The 17,069-nt window shown below is 66.9% G+C and carries 1 protein-coding gene and 1 pseudogene; both read left to right on the top strand.

What is annotated here, in order from left to right:
* Positions 1–22 precede the first annotated feature (22 nt).
* Positions 23–2,485: pseudogene (locus tag LZC95_34925) on the top strand (type I polyketide synthase).
* A 627-nt stretch (positions 2,486–3,112) separates the two neighbouring features.
* Positions 3,113–17,065 carry an SDR family NAD(P)-dependent oxidoreductase gene (locus tag LZC95_34920; protein WXB00245.1) on the top strand — a complete coding sequence of 4,651 codons (13,953 nt, stop codon included), beginning with the start codon at positions 3,113–3,115 and terminating at the stop codon, positions 17,063–17,065.
* Positions 17,066–17,069 lie beyond the last annotated feature (4 nt).

Below are 17,069 nucleotides of genomic sequence, written 5' to 3'. Positions count from 1 at the left end.
GGAGCTCGTCCGCGCATCGCGAGAGCCGATTGCCATCGTGGCCATGGCGTGTCGCTACCCAGGAGGTGTGCGCACGCCCGAAGATCTCTGGCAGATCGTTCGCGACGGACGAGACGTCATTTCGGGCTTCCCCGAAAACCGCGGTTGGAACGTCGACGCGCTCTACGATCCGGATCCGGACGCGACGGGCAAGAGTTACGTGCGCGAGGGCGGCTTTCTGCACGACGCCGACCGATTCGACCCCTCCTTCTTCGGTATCAGTCCCCGCGAGGCCCTCGCCATCGATCCCCAGCAGCGCCTCCTGCTGGAAACATCGTGGGAAGCCTTCGAGCGGGCGGGCATCGAGCCCGCATCCGTGCGCGGCTCGCAGACGGGGGTCTTCGTGGGCATCATGTCCAACGACTATATGACCTTGCCCGCCGGCGCGGAGCATGAGGGTAGCCTTGGTCTGGGTAGCTCGGCGGGCGTGGCTTCCGGTCGCATCGCCTACACGTTCGGTTTGCACGGCCCGGCGGTGACCGTGGATACGGCGTGCAGCTCCTCGCTCGTGGCGGTCCATCTCGCCAGCCAAGCATTGCGCCAGGGCGATTGCTCCCTCGCACTCGCGGGAGGCGTTACGGTCATGGCGACGCCGGGGTTGTTCATCGCATTCAGTCGCCAGCGCGGGCTTGCCCCCGACGGGCGATGCAAGTCCTTCTCGGCGGACGCCAATGGCACGGGTTGGGCCGAAGGCGCGGGCATGCTGCTGCTCGAGCGGCTATCGGATGCGAAGCGAAATGGGCACCCGATTCTGGCGGTTCTGCGCGGTTCGGCGGTCAACCAGGACGGGCGGAGCCATGGCCTGACGGCGCCCAACGGTCCGGCGCAAGAGCGCGTGATCCAGCAGGCGCTCGCGAGCGCCCGCCTCGGGCCTCGAGACATCGATGTGGTCGAGGCGCACGGAACGGGGACGACCCTGGGCGATCCAATCGAGGCGCAGGCGATCTTGGCGACCTACGGACCGAGCCACTCCAAAGACGAGCCACTATGGCTGGGAAGCTTCAAGTCGAACGTGGGGCACACGCAAGCGGCAGCCGGTGTGGGCGGCATCATCAAGATGGTGCTGGCGATGCAGCACGGGCTGCTGCCCAAGACGCTGCACGCGGAAAAGCCATCGCCGCACATCGAGTGGTCGTCGGGTGCGGTTCGACTGCTCCGCGATTCCGTGCCGTGGGTGGCAAACGGGCATCCACGCCGAGCGGGGGTTTCCTCCTTTGGGGTTTCGGGAACCAACGCGCACGTCATCGTCGAGGAGGCGCTGCTCGATGCATCGCCTGTCATCGCCCGCAGTGAGGCTTCGCCGTCCGTGCTGCCGGTGTTGCTATCGGGCAAGACCGAGGAGGCGCTGCGGGCGCAGGCTTCGCTTTTGCGCGTGCACCTCGCGGAGCATCCCGATTCGAAGCTCGTCGACATCGCGTACTCCCTGGCAACGAGCCGCACGCCGTTCGAACATCGCGCAGCCCTGGCGGTCCGTGATCGGCGGGAGCTGATGGAAGCGCTGGAAACGCTCGCTCGAGGAGAACCGACGCCGCGCGCCGCATTCGCGCGGAGCACGGAGGGGGGCAAGCTCGCGATGCTCTTCACGGGGCAGGGAAGCCAGCGGGCGGGAATGGGGCGCGCGCTGTACGAGGTGTTTCCCGTGTTCCGTCATGCGATGGACGCGGTATGCGGTTTTCTGGCCACCCCGCGGCTGCGTGAGGTGCTGTTTGCCGCGGAGGAAACGGACGAAGCGGCGCTGCTGGATCAGACGCAGTACACGCAGACGGGATTGTTCGCGCTGGAGGTGGCGCTGTACCGGCTGATGGAGAGCTGGGGAGTGCAGGCGGACATTCTTTTGGGGCACTCGATCGGAGAGCTCGTGGCGGCGCACGTGTCGGGTGTTTTGAATCTGGAGGACGCCTGCACGCTGGTGGGAGCCCGCGCGCGGTTGATGCAAGCGTTGCCCCGAGGCGGCGCAATGGTGACGGTGCGAGCGTCCGAGGAGGAGGTCCTTGGGGTGCTGGCCGGGGGCGTGAAAGGCGCGAGCATCGCGGGCGTCAATGGCCCGATGTCGACGGTGGTGAGCGGAGACGAGGACGCGGTTCGTGAAGTCGCGCAGGCCTTCGAGGCGCGAGGACGAAAAGTGACGCGGCTACGGGTAAGCCACGCGTTCCATTCGCAGCACATGGAGGGAATGCTGGAAGAGTACGGACGTGTGGCGCGAGGGCTGAAGTACGAAGCGCCGCGGATCCCGGTGGTGTCGAATGTGACGGGGAAGGTGGGGACGGAGCTTTGCTCCTGGGAATACTGGGTCAAGCAGGTACGGGAGGCCGTCCGATTCGCCGACGGGCTGCGCACGCTGGAGGAACAAGGCGTGCGCACGTTGCTGGAGCTGGGCCCGCAGGGCGTGCTGTCAGGGCTTGGGCAAGAGGTGGTCTCGAACGCGTCGTTCGTGCCCGCGCTGCGCAAAGGTCGAGACGAGGTGGAGACCTTGAGTGCGGCGGTGGGCGCCTTGCACGGACACGGCCAGCGCGTGGACTGGAGAGCATACTTCGAGCCATGGCAAGCGCGCCGGGTGGAGCTGCCGACGTACGCCTTTCAGCGTGAGCGATTCTGGCTCGATGCACCGAAGAAGGAACGGGAGCGGAGCACGGTGGATACGTGGCGCTACCGAATCGTGTGGAAGCCTCTGGAGCCGAGCACGGAGACCACGGATCTGCGCGGCCATTGGCTGCTGATCGTGCCCGCACGCGTCGCGGATGACGACCTGGTGGTGCAGTTGCGTGGCGCACTGGCGGAGCGGGGCACGGTGACGTTGGTTCTCGTTGAAGACGAAGACGTGGCGCGGCCACATCTCGCGGGAAGACTGCGCGCGAGCTGGCGTGAAGGCGACCCCGTGCGAGGCGTGGTGTCGTTGGCGTCGCTGGATGAAACGCCGCTGGCTGCGCATGGCGGATTGCCCGCGGGGCTGGGCCTCACGCTGTCGCTGGTGCAAGCCCTGGGGGACGAGGGCATCGAAGCGCCCTTGTGGCTGCTGACGCGCGGCGCGGTGAGCCTCGATGGAACGGAGTTCGAGGCGCGTCCGCATCAAGCGATGACATGGGGATTGGGGCGCGTGGTGGCCCTGGAGCACCCGGAGCGGTGGGGAGGACTCATCGACGTCGGGCCCGACGCGAAGGCGGCGGAGCACGTGCTCTGGGCCTTGGGGCTTGGCAGCGCGGACGAAGACCAATTGGCCGTGCGCAATGGAAAGCTCCATGCGCGGCGGCTGGTGCGCGCGCCGGCGGCCAAGAGCGCGGGCCCCCCTTCCGCGGTGCGAGGGACGGTGCTGATCACGGGAGGCACGGGTGCACTCGGAGCCCACGTGGCGCGGTGGTATGCGCAACACGGTGCCGAGCACCTCGTTCTAGCGAGCCGCCGCGGAATGGATGCCCCGGGCGCGGAAGCTTTGCAGGCGGAGCTCACGGGGCTCGGCGCACGCGTGAGCATCGTGGCCTGCGATGCCTCCGAGCGACGCGCACTCGAAGAGCTGCTGTCCTCCATTCCAGGAGAATACCCGCTGACCGCGGTGGTGCACGCGGCAGGAACCATCGACGATGGTCTGCTCGGCTCCCTCACGCCGGAGCGTCTGCGCGCGGTGATCCGCGGAAAGCTGGACGCCGCGATGAACCTGCACGAGCTGACCCGCGGATACGAGCTGTCGGCCTTCATCCTAATCTCGTCGATCGCGGGAGTCCTCGGGAGCCCTGGACAGGGCAACTACGCTGCGGCGAACGCATTCTTGGATGCACTGGCGCAGCAACGACGTGCTCGAGGGCTCCCGGCGACGTCGATCGCGTGGGGCCCGTGGGCGGGCGGTGGCATGGTCGACGATCGCGTGGCCGCGGAATTGCGGCGGCGGGGCGTCTCGCGGATGGCGCCCGCCCTCGCCGTGACGGCGCTCGGGCAGGCACTCGAGCACGGCGAAACCAACGTGACCGTCGCCGACATCGACTGGGCGCGCTTTGCTCCGGCCTTCGCCGCCTCGCGCTCACGTCCACTGCTCCACGATCTATCGGATGCGCAGCATGCGCTCGCCGACACGCCGAAAGCGTTTTCCCCTTCGAGTGCGCTCATTGCCAAACTGCGGCCACTGCGCGCGGATGAGCGATTGCGCCATCTGGTTTCGTTGGTGCAGGCGGAGACGGCGGCGGTGCTTGGCCACTCGGCCGCGTCGCAGGTCGACGTGCACAAGGGATTCTTCGACCTGGGCCTCGACTCGCTCACCGCGCTGGAGTTGCGTCGTCGCTTGCAGAATGCGACGGGGGTGAAGGTTTCGACGACGGTGACATTCGATCACCCGACCCCGGAGCATGTCGCGATCCACGTGCGCGACGCACTGGCCGCGGACCTTGGCGAGCTCGCCGGACTTCAAGATGCGCTGGCCGTGCGCGTCGCGAGCGACGAGCCCGTGGCCATCGTCGGGATGGCGTTGAAGCTTCCGGGAGGCGCCGAGGATGCAGAGAGCTTCTGGCGCTTGCTGGAACAAGAGCGCGATGCGGTGGTGGAGATCCCGACGAGCCGGTGGAACGTCGCAGCGCTTTACGAGTCGCCGAACAAGAGTTACGTCCGGCACGCGGCCCTGCTGGATGGAGTGGAGCTGTTCGATGCTTCGTTCTTCGGTATCAGTCCGCGCGAGGCGAAGTCCGTCGACCCGCAACACCGGTTGCTGCTCGAGGCGAGCTGGCAGGCGCTCGAGCAAGCGGGCATCGTCCCCGGCTCGCTGAAGGACACGGAAACGGGTGTCTTCGTCGGTGTTGGCGCGGGCGAATACACGTTGCAGCGCGGACCGGACGAATTGGATGGCTATGCCATTCAAGGGACCAGCCCCTCGTTTGCGGCGGGGCGTCTGGCCTTCACCTTGGGACTCCAAGGCCCTGCGCTTTCGGTGGACACGGCGTGCTCGTCGTCGTTGGTGGCGCTCCACCTGGCCTGCCAGGCATTGCGTCGAGGAGAGTGCGATCTTGCGCTGGCGGCGGGAGTTCAGGTGATGAGCTCCGCGGACGTGTTCATCCTTCTCTCGCGGGCAGGCGTGCTGGCTGCGGATGGACACTCGAGGGTCTTTTCCGCGAATGCGGACGGGTACGGCCGAGGAGAAGGTGTGGTGGTCCTCGCGCTGGAGCGGTTGAGTGAAGCGCGGAAACACGGACACGACGTTCATGTGCTGATTCGAGGAAGTGCGATCAACCACGATGGGGCGTCGAGTGGAATCACGGTTCCCAACGGGACGTCGCAGCAGAAGGTGATTCGCGCGGCGCTGCGCGACGCAGGGTTGTCGCCGCGTGATGTCGACGTGGTGGAGTGCCACGGGACGGGGACATCGCTCGGCGATCCCATCGAGGTCCAAGCGTTGGCGGCCGTGTACGGAGAGGGGCGGAGCGCCGATCAACCGCTGCTACTGGGCGCGGTGAAGACGAATGTAGGTCATTTGGAATGGGCGGCGGGCCTGGTCGGTGTCGCGAAAATGGTGGCGTCCTTGCAGCACGAGGCGTTGCCCGCGACGCTGCATACGACTCCGCGCAATGCGAACCTGGAATGGGAGACGCTTCCCGTTCGCGTCGTGGACGCGCTACGGCCATGGCGACGTCGTAACGATGGAACCCCTCGGCGAGCCGGCGTTTCCGCCTTTGGACTATCGGGCACGAACGCCCACGTCATCGTCGAGGAAGCGCCAAAGGGCGCATTGGAAGAATCCAGGCCTTCGATGGCCGCGGCGGCGTTGCCGGTATTGCTGTCGGGCAAGAGCGAGGAGGCGCTGCGTGCGCAGGCTTCGCGCTTGCGTGAGCACCTCGCGGCGCACGCCGAATTGGAATTGCGCGATGTGGCCTACTCCCTGAGCACGACGCGATCGCACTTCGATTGCCGCGCCGTGTTCGTGCCCCGCGAACGCACCGAGTTGCTCGAGGCTCTGGAAGCATTCGCACGAGGCCGTTCCGGCTCGCCCATCGTGCGCCGAGGAAGCCGCGAGGGCGGCAAACTCGCGATGCTCTTCACCGGACAGGGAAGCCAGCGCGCCGGAATGGGGCGCACGCTGTACGAGGTGTTTCCCGTGTTCCGTGACGCGATGGACACGGTATGCGGCTTCCTGGACAGCCCGCGGCTGCGCGAGGTGCTGTTTGCGGCGGAGGGAACGAAAGAAGCAGGGCTGCTGCACGAGACGCAGTACACGCAGACGGGATTGTTCGCACTGGAGGTGGCGCTCTATCGGCTGATGGAGAGCTGGGGAGTGCAGGCGGAGATCCTTCTCGGGCATTCGATCGGGGAGCTCGTGGCGGCGCACGTCTCGGGTGTTTTGAATCTGGAGGACGCCTGCACGCTGGTGGGAGCCCGCGCGCGTTTGATGCAAGCGTTGCCTCGATGCGGCGCGATGGTGGCGGTGCGGGCGTCGGAAGCGGAAGTGCTCGAGTCGCTCGCAGGGCGGGCGGGCGTGTGCATCGCGGGGGTGAATGGGCCCACGTCGACGGTGGTGAGCGGAGACGAGGACGCGATACACGAAGTGGCGACGGCCTTCGAGTCGCACGGGCGGAAGGTGACGCGCCTGCGCGTGAGCCACGCGTTTCATTCGCAGCACATGGACGGAATGCTGGAGGCGTACGGGCGAGTGGCGCGCGGGCTGAAGTACGGAGCGCCGCGGATCCCGGTGGTGTCGAATGTGACGGGGAAGGTGGGCACGGATTTTGGCTCCTGGGAGTACTGGGTCGCGCAAGTGCGGGAGGCGGTACGATTCGCCGACGGGTTGCGCACGCTGGAGGGAGAAGGCGTGCGGACCTACCTGGAGCTGGGGCCGCAGGGGGTGCTGTCGGGGCTGGGGCAAGAGACGGTGTCGAACGCGTCGTTCGTGCCTGCGCTGCGCAAAGGCCGCGACGAGGTGGAGACCTTGAGTGTCGCCGTGGGCGAATTGCACGGGCACGGCCAGCGCGTGGACTGGAGAGCGTACTTCGAGCCATGGCACGCGCGCCGGGTGAATCTGCCGACGTACGCGTTTCAGCGCGAGCGATTCTGGCTCGACGCACCGAGAAGAGCGCGAGGCGGCACGTCGGGGGTGTCACCGATGGAGCACCCGTTGCTGGAAGGTGTCGTTCGCGTGGCCGAGAACGACGAGGTGCTGTTCACCGGGCAGCTGTCGTTGGCGGAGCAGGCATGGCTGGGCGAGCACGAGATCCTGGGTCGGATTGTGTTCCCGGGCACGGCGTTCGTGGAATTGGCGATGGTGGCGGCGCACCGTCTGGAGCTCGAGGATGTGGAGGAGCTGACGTTGGAGTCGGCCCTGACGATTCCCCGGGACCGGGCGATGCAGTTGCAAATGTCGGTGGGAAGCGCGGATGAAACGGGGCGGAGATCGCTGGCGATCTACACGCGCCCGAGACAAGAGGCCGAGGCATCGTGGACGCGTCACGCGACCGGCACGCTCGGGCCCGGGACCGCGCCGGCGAAGTTCGAACTGCACGCATGGCCGCCGGAAGGGTCCACGGCGGTAGCTCTCGACGGTCTGTACGAGCGACTGGCGGAAGCCGGATACGGGTACGGGCCCGCGTTTCAGGGCCTCCGCGGAGCATGGAGACGAGGCGAGGAGCTGTTCGCCGAGGTGGAGCTGCCGGAATCGGCGGTCAAAGAGGCGGAGCGGTTCGGGCTTCATCCGGCATTGCTCGACGCGGCGCTGCACGCGCTGACGTTGGAGGGATCCGGCGACATGGAGCTGCCGTTCTCGTGGAGCGGAGTCTCGCTGCGGGCGGTGGGAGCCACGCGGCTACGCGTGCGCTTGGAAAAGGGAGAAAGGGGTGTATCGCTCTGGGTGGCGGATGCGACGGGCGAGCCGGTGGCAACGGTGCAAGCCTTCACCAGCCGACCCGTATCGGCCGAGCGATGGCAGAATGCGCCCGCCACGCACCCCGATGCATTGTGGTACGTCGCCTGGACGGACGCAGAGGCGCTGGCAGCGGAAGTTGCGGAACACTCGATCGCGCTCGTCGGAGGCGATCCGCTCGGCCTGACGCGCGCACTCCAAGCGGGGGCCAAGCGCTTCGCGAGCCATGCCGACCTTGACGCTTTGAAAGCGGCCCTCGAGCAAGGCGCGGCGCTGCCGGAGGTCGTCGTCGTGCCCTTCGCGCGGAGCGCGGAGAACGAGGACGTCATCGCGGCGGCGCACGAAGCCACTGCCCGGGCTTTGGCCCTGTTGCAAACGTGGCTCGAGGACGCGCGATTCGGCAACAGCCGTCTCGTGCTGGTGACCCAAGGCGCGATCGCCACGCACGCGGGTGAAGACGTTGCGGATCTCGTGCACGCCGCGCTTTGGGGGCTGGTGCGCTCCGCGCAAGCAGAGAACTCCGAGCAGCGCATCGTGCTCGTGGACATGGATAAAGGCGACGCGTCGAGGCGTGCGCTCGCAAGCGCCATCGATGCAGCGGAATCTCAAATGGCGCTGCGCGAAGGACGATGCCTCGTCCCCCGATTGGCAGCTGCGCGCGCGCAAGACGCGTTGGTGCCCCCGCCGTCGCCGGCGTGGCGATTGGATATTCCGACCAAGGGAACACTGGAGAGCCTTGCCCTCGTTCCGCACCCCGAGGCTCTTGCGCCGCTTGGCGCCGGGCAAGTGCGCATGGCGGTCCATGCCGCGGGGCTGAACTTCCGTGACGTTCTCGATGCGCTGGGCATGTACCCCGGCGATGCGGGGCCGTTGGGTGGTGAGGGCGCGGGCGTGGTCCTCGAAGTGGGCGCGGGCGTCACCAAAGTCGCCGCCGGCGATCGCGTGATGGGGATGTTGCCGGCAGCATTCGGCCCGATTGCAATCGCCGATCAACGCATGATCGCGCGGATGCCCGCGGGGTGGTCGTTCCGTGAGGCCGCCAGCGTACCGATTGTATTTCTCACGGCGTATTACGCTCTCGTCGACCTCGGGCACGTGAAGGCAGGCGAGCGGGTACTGATTCACGCGGCCGCGGGGGGCGTGGGCATGGCGGCCACGCAGCTTGCACGGTATTTGGGCGCGGAAGTCTTCGGCACGGCGAGCCCTGGCAAATGGGAGACGCTGCGGGCCCTCGGATTCGACGAGGCGCATACCGCGTCGTCGCGCACGCTGGACTTCGAAGCGCACTTCCGGCAGTCGACCGGCGGACGCGGCGTGGAGGTGGTTCTCGATTCGCTGGCCCGCGAATACGTGGATGCCTCCCTGCGACTTTTGCCATCGGGCGGTCGTTTTCTCGAAATGGGAAAAACCGATATCCGCGATCCGGCCATCGTCGCCGCCGAACACCCCGGTATCTCGTATCGAGCTTTCGATCTCATCGAAGCGGGCCCCGAGCGCATTCAAGAGATGCTCGGCGAATTGATCTCGCTCTTCGAACGGGGCGTCCTCCGCCCGCTGCCCATCACGCCGTGCGACATCCGCCAAGCGCCGCGCGCCTTTCGCACCCTCGCGCAAGCCTCGCGCGTCGGCAAATTCGTTCTTACGGTTCCACATGCCATCGATGCCCAAGGCACCGTGCTGATCACGGGCGGGACGGGGACCTTGGGAGCGCTCATGGCGCGGCACATGGTGCGCGCGCACGGGGTAAAGCATCTCTTGCTCACGTCCCGACAGGGACCCACGGCCGCGGGCGCCGAGGCGCTGAAGAGCGAGTTGGAGCTCGCGGGGGCGCGCGTGAGCATCGCGGCCTGCGATACGGCCGATCGGAGCGCGCTTCGAGCATTGTTGGACTCCGTGCCCGGCGACCATCCGCTGACGGCGGTCATTCACGCCGCCGGGACTGTGGACGACGGAATCATTGGATCGCTCACGCCGGAGCGACTGCACACCGTGCTGCGAGCCAAGCTGGATGCGGCGATGCATTTGCACGAATTGACGGAAAAGTACGAACTGTCGGCCTTCGTACTCTTCTCGTCGGTGGCCGGCTTGCTCGGCGGACCTGGACAAGGAAACTACGCGGCGGGCAATGCATTCCTCGATGCGCTGGCGCAACATCGCCGATCGCGAGGCCACACCGCGCTGTCGCTCGACTGGGGCTACTGGACGGAAAAAAGCGGCATCACGGCGCACCTGACCGAGGCCGACCTGCGGCGAATGGCCCGAGGTGGCGTGCTCGGACTCTCGGCCGACGAGGGACTCGCCCTGTTCGACGTGGCCCTTGCTCGTCCCGACGCGGTTCTCGTTCCCGCGCACTTCGACCTGGCGGCGCTCGGACAGCAAGCCGCTCACTCCGGCGCGTTGCATCCACTGTTTCGAAGGCTAATTCGGCATCGAGCCTCCCGACGCATGGCGAACGCCCGCCGCGACGCCGGTGCGACCACCACGCTCAAAGAGCGCTTGCGTGCCCTGTCTCCATCGGAGCGAGATCGCGCGCAGCTCGATCTCGTACGCGCGGACGTTGCGACGGTCCTGGGCATGGCGTCCGCCACCGCCCTCGATCCCCATCGGCCACTGCAGGAGCTCGGGCTGGACTCGCTGATGGCCGTGGAGCTGCGAAACCGACTCGCCGCCACCACGGGACTGCGACTGCACCCGACCTTGCTGTTCGATCACCCGACGGCGGCGGCGCTTGCGCGTTATCTGACCACGCAATGGCTGGGTGATGACACCGAGCCTGCAGCGCCGCCCGCGCGCCTGCCCGCAGGCACGCCTACACACGAGGACGCGATCGCGATTGTGGCCATGGGCTGCCGCTATCCGGGCGGAGTGCGGACGCCGGACGATCTCTGGCGGCTGGTGGGCGAAGGGCGAGAGGCGATTACCGATTTCCCGTCCAATCGGGGTTGGGATGTGGAGAGGCTCTACGATCCGGATCCGGACGCGAAGGGCAAAAGCTACGCGCGGGAGGGAGGCTTTCTGCACGATGCCGATCAGTTCGACGCGGCGTTTTTCGGTATTAGTCCGCGCGAGACGATGGCCATCGATCCGCAGCAACGGCTGCTGCTGGAGACAACGTGGGAAACGCTGGAGCGAGCGGGCATCGACCCGACGACGCTTGCCGGATCCCAGACCGGAGTCTTCGTAGGCGTCATTTACAATGACTACCTGCAGCTCCCGGCACCCGACGACCTGGAAGGGTACGTGGGCATGGGGAGCTCCCCGAGCGTGGCATCGGGACGTATCGCCTACGCCTTTGGATTGCACGGCCCGACGATGACGGTGGACACGGCATGCAGCTCGTCGCTGGTGGCGGTCCATCTGGCATGCCAAGCCTTGAGGCAAGGGGAGTGCTCGCTGGCGTTGGCGGGCGGCGTCACGGTGATGGCGACGCCAGGGGTCTTCGTGGCGTTCAGTCGGCAGCGCGGATTGTCGCCGGATGGTCGATGCCGGTCGTTCTCCGCGGAGGCGAATGGGACGAGCTGGGGAGAAGGCGCGGGAATGCTGCTGCTGGAGCGGCTATCGGACGCGAAGCGGAATGGCCATCCGATCGTGGGTCTGGTTCGTGGCTCGGCGGTGAATCAAGACGGCAAGAGCCAGGGACTGACGGCGCCGAACGGCCCCGCGCAGGAGCGCGTGATTCGGCAGGCACTGGAGAGTGCGAGGCTCGGAGCGAGTGAGATCGACGCTGTGGAAGCGCACGGAACGGGGACGCGGTTGGGAGACCCGATCGAGGCGCGGGCGCTGATGGGGACGTACGGGGAGGCGCATACGAAGGACAAGCCATTGTGGCTGGGAAGTTTGAAATCGAATGTGGGGCATACGCAGGCGGCGGCGGGCGTGGGTGGCATCATCAAGATGGTGCTGGCGATGCAGCACGGGATGCTGCCCAAGACGCTGCATGCGGAGCATCCGTCGCCCCACATCGATTGGTCGACAGGCACGGTACGCCTTTTGAGCGAACCGGTTGCGTGGGTTGCGAATGGTCATCCGCGCCGCGCCGGTGTTTCCTCGTTTGGAGTCTCGGGGACCAACGCACACCTCATCATCGAAGAAGCGCCACGCGATGCAAGGACCGAGGACGCGCCTCGGCCTGAAACGTCTCCCGCGGCCTTGCCGGTGCTGGTGTCGGGCAAGAGCGACATGGCATTGCGCGCGCAGGCTTCGCTCTTGCGCGAGCATCTCGTGGCGCACCCGGAACTGGATCTCGTCGACGTTGCATACTCGCTGGCAACGAGCCGGACGCCGTTCGATCATCGCGCCGTGGTGGTGGCCCGCGATCGGGCGGAACTGTTGGGAGCTCTGGAAACGCTCGGACGGGGAGAGCCAGCGGCGAACGCCGTGCTCGGTCAAAGTGCTTCCTTCGGTTCGAACGAAAAGGTCGTTTTCGTGTTTCCCGGCCAAGGCTCGCAGTGGGCCGGAATGGCGCGGTCCCTGCTCGAGACCTCGCAGGTGTTCCGCGAACGGATCGAAGCATGCGAGCGAGCGTTTGCCGCATACGTCGATTGGTCGCTGAGCGCCATCTTGCAGGGACCTGAAAGTGCAGAAGGCGGCGCGACGCTGGAGCGGGTGGACGTGGTGCAGCCGGTGCTGTTCGCCGTGATGGTCTCGCTGGCCGCATTGTGGCGATCCATGGGCATCGAGCCCGATGCGGTCGTGGGCCATAGCCAGGGCGAGATTGCCGCAGCCCACGTGGCGGGGGCCCTCTCGCTCGAAGACGCCGCGAAAGTAGTGACCTTGCGCAGCCGCGCGCTGAGGCAGCTGGCGGGCAAAGGCGCAATGGCGGCGGTGCAGCTCGCGGCCGACGAGGTGGAGAAATGCCTGGAGTCGTTTGGCGAGCGACTCTCGATCGCCAGCATCAATAGCCCGCAGGCGACCGTGGTTTCGGGCGAGCCGGAGGCCGTCGACGCGCTGCTCGAAGAGCTGAGCTCGAGGCAAGTCTTTGCGCGAAAAGTGCGGGTGGACTACGCGTCGCACTGCGCGCAAATCGAGGCGGTCGAGCAGGAATTGTCGGAACGCTTGTCCGGTCTCGCCCCGCGAGCCTCGACGATACCGTTCTACTCCACCGTCACCGGCACGAAGCAAGAGGGCACCGAGCTGGATGCGGAATACTGGTATCGCAATCTGCGGCAGACGGTGCGCTTTGCCGATGCCGTTGGAAGCCTGCTCGGCGATGGGCATCGCGTCTTCGTGGAAGTCAGCCCCCATCCGGTGCTGACCCTCGCGCTGCAAGAGACCTCCGAAAAGGTGACCGCCGTTGGGTCACTCCGTCGCGAGGAAGGAGACTTCGCGCGCCTGCTGCTCTCGTTCGCCGAATTGCACACGCGCGGGGTCGATATCGACTGGAATGCCTTTTTCAATCCGTGGAAAGCGCGTCGGATTGCCCTGCCGACGTATGCGTTTCAGAGGCAGCGATACTGGCTGGAAGGTCCGCAGCGGTCCGCAGGCGACGTCGCCTCGATGGGGTTGGCTGCGGCCGAGCACCCGCTGCTGGGAGCGGGCGTCCCATTGGCGAACAGCGATGGATATCTGTACACGGGGCGGCTCTCGCTCCGGGAGCACGCGTGGCTTTCGGGCCACTCGGTTTTCGGCACAGTGATTCTGCCCGGGACGGCGTTCGTGGAGCTCGCGTTGATCGCGGCGCATCGCCTGGGGGTCGAAGGGATCGACGAGCTGACGTTGGAAGCGCCGCTCGCGTTGCCCGCCGAGGGCGCGGTGCAGCTCCAATTGACGGTGGGCGCCCCAGACGAGACGGGCCGAAGGCCGTTCGCGCTCCACGCGCGTGCGAGCGCAGAGGATGCCCCATGGACACGGCATGCAAGCGGGACGCTCGGCGCGGTGGACGCGGCCTCGTTCGAGCTGCGAACCTGGCCGCCGCCAGGGGCCACGGAGCTCGGTCTCGAGGGACTCTATGAGCGATTGGGCGAGGCGGGGCTCGTCTACGGCGACGACTTTCAGGGGCTTCGCCGAGTGTGGACACGCGGCGAGGAGCTGTTCGCGGAGGTGGAGCTGCCCGAAGCGGCGGCCGCCGAGCGGTTCGCGCTTCATCCTGCGCTGCTCGATGCGGCGCTGCACGCGCTGGCGATGCAGGGAGCCGGCGAGGTGGAGCTGCCCTTTTCGTGGAGCGGTGTGTCGCTGCGTGCGGTGGGGGCGACGCGGCTGCGTGTTCGCTTCGAAAAGGGAGCGAGCGGTGTATCGCTCTGGGTGGCGGACGCGATGGGCGAGCCCGTGGCGACGGTGCAATCGTTCACCAGCCGACCCGTATCGGCGGCTCCCGCGACCCACGCCGATGCGCTGTGGAGTGTCGCATGGTCGGAGGAAAAGCTTCCGGTGGTGGAAGCCGGGAAATATACCATCGCGCTCATCGGAGCCGATTCGCTCGGTCTGACGAGTGCACTCGATGTTAGTGCGTCACGTTTCGCGAGCCTTGGCGCCTTGAAAGAAGCGCTCGATCAAGGCGGAGCGCAGCCCGAGGTCGTCGTCGTGCCCTTCGCGCTCGCCGCGGAGAGTACGGACGTCATCGCGGCGGCGCACGAAGCCACTGGTCAGGCGCTGGCACTGTTGCAAGCGTGGCTCGAGGATGCGCGCTTCGTGGCGAGCCGCCTGGTGCTGGTGACCCAAGGTGCCATTGCGACACACGCGGGGGAAGACGTTGCGGATCTCGCACACGCCGCGCTTTGGGGCCTGGTGCGCTCCGCGCAAGCGGAGAACCCGGAGCAGCGGATCGTGCTCGTGGATATCGACGGGAGCGATGACTCACGGCGTGCGTTCACGGGCGCAGTCGATGCAGCCGAATCTCAAATCGCGTTGCGCGGAGGACGATGCCTCGTGCCGAGACTGGCCCCGGCCCGTGCGCAGGACGCTTTGGTGCCCCCGCGATCGCCGGCGTGGCGATTGGACATTCCGACGAAGGGAACGCTCGAGAGCCTTGCACTGGTGGCGCATCCCGCGGCGGTTGCTCCGCTCGGCGCCGGGCAAGTGCGCATTGCGGTGCATGCCGCGGGGCTAAATTTCCGCGATGTGCTCGACGCGCTGGGCATGTACCCGGGCGATGCGGGACCGCTGGGCGGTGAGGCCGCGGGGGTTGTCCTCGAAGTGGGCGCGGGTGTCACCCATGTTGCGCCGGGCGATCGCGTCATGGGGATGTGGCCCGCCGCATTCGGTCCGATTGCAATCGCCGATCAACGCACGATCACGCGGATGCCCGCTGGGTGGTCCTTCCGCGAGGGCGCCAGCGTACCGATCGTATTTCTCACCGCCTATTACGGACTTGTCGATCTGGCGCATTTGAATGCCGGCGAACGCGTACTCATTCACGCGGCGGCGGGAGGCGTGGGCATGGCGGCCACGCAGCTCGCGCGGCACTTGGGGGCGGAAGTCTTCGGCACGGCGAGCCCGGGCAAATGGGAGACGCTGCGCGCACTCGGATTCGACGAGGCGCATATCGCATCGTCGCGCACGCTGGACTTCGAAGCGCACTTCCGGCAGTCGACCGGCGGACGCGGAGTGGATGTGGTGCTCGATTCGCTGGCCCGCGAATACGTGGATGCCTCCCTGCGCCTTATGTCATCGGGCGGTCGTTTCCTCGAAATGGGCAAAACGGATATTCGCGAAACGGCCACGGTCGCTGCCGAGCATCCTGGTGTGTCGTATCGAGCCTTCGACCTGATCGAAGCGGGCCCAGAGCGCATTCAAGCGATACTGAGCGAATTGGTCTCGCTGTTCGAGCGAGGCATCCTTCGTCCGCTGCCCATCACGGCGTGGGACATGCGCCAAGCCCCGCGCGCCTTCCGTGCGCTCGCCCAAGCCGGTCACGTCGGCAAATTCGTCCTCACGGTCCCGCGCGCGATGGACCCGGAAGGCACGGTGCTCATCACGGGCGGGACCGGGACCTTGGGGGCATTGGTGGCGCGTCATCTCGTGCGCGAGCACGGGGTGAAGCACCTTCTGCTCACCTCGCGCCAAGGCGCCAACGCGAAGGGCGCTGCGGCACTGAAGGACGAATTGGAGGCATCGGGCGCGCGCGTGAGCATCGCGGCATGCGACGCGGCCGATCGGAGCGCCTTGCAAACGCTATTGGACTCGGTACCCGGCGAGCACCCGCTGACGGCGGTGATTCATGCGGCGGGCACCTTGGACGATGGAATCATCGGGTCGCTCACGCCGGAGCGGCTGCACGCCGTGTTGCGGGCCAAGCTGGATGCAGCCGTCCATCTGCACGAGCTGACGGAAAAGCACGACCTATCCGCCTTCGTCCTGTTTTCCTCCCTTGCGGGCGTGCTCGGTGGCGTGGGGCAAGGGAACTACGCGGCGGCCAACGCATTCCTCGACGCGCTCGCGCACCATCGCCGGGCACGGGGCATGGCGGCCGTCTCGATCGATTGGGGCTACTGGGCGCAGAAGTCCAATATGACCGCGCACCTCGCTGACGCGGACCTGGAGCGAATGGCGCGTGGAGGCTTGCTCCCGCTCTCGTCGAACGACGGCCTCGCGCTCTTGGACGCGGCGCTCGTGCGATATGACGCCGCGCTCGTGGCTGCACGCTTCGATGCGCCCGCTCTGCGCACGCACGCCGTGCTGCCGCCTTTGCTCCGCGGGCTGGTTCGAACACCTCGCGCGCTGCCCACCGCAGCCCGTGCCACGGCAGATTCGTCGATCGAGCAGCGACTCCTCGCATTGCCGGCAGAATTCCGTGAGCGCACCTTGCTCGATCTCGTGCGCGCCGAAGTCGCGACGGTCCTGGGGATGGCGTCGCCCGCGGCCCTCGAGCCCGGCCGTCCACTGCGCGAGGTCGGCATCGACTCCCTCATGGCTCTCGAGCTGCGAAATCGGCTCGCCGCCAAGACGGGTTTGCGCCTCCAATCGACATTGCTATTCGACTATCCAAGCCCCGCCGCACTGGCCAGTTTCCTCCTTGGCCTGCTTCTGCCGCCCGAAGAAACATCGCCCGACACCCTCGTCGCCGAGCTTGACCGAGCCGAGTCCACCCTATGGGCGCTCTACGCGAACGACGGCGCACGCGCGAGCATCACGATGCGTTTGCAAACCTTGTTGAAGAAATGGGTGTCCCACGAGGCCCCATCCAGTGATTCCTCTCTCGTCCAACGGTTGGATGCGGCCTCCGACGACGAGCTCTTTCGGCTGATCGATCACGTGAGAACGGAGTAACGTA

Source organism: Sorangiineae bacterium MSr12523 (assembly GCA_037157775.1).
GTDB classification, from domain to species: domain Bacteria; phylum Myxococcota_A; class Polyangia; order Polyangiales; family Polyangiaceae; genus Pendulispora; species Pendulispora brunnea.
This window is presented reverse-complemented; position numbering and strand designations above follow the sequence as displayed.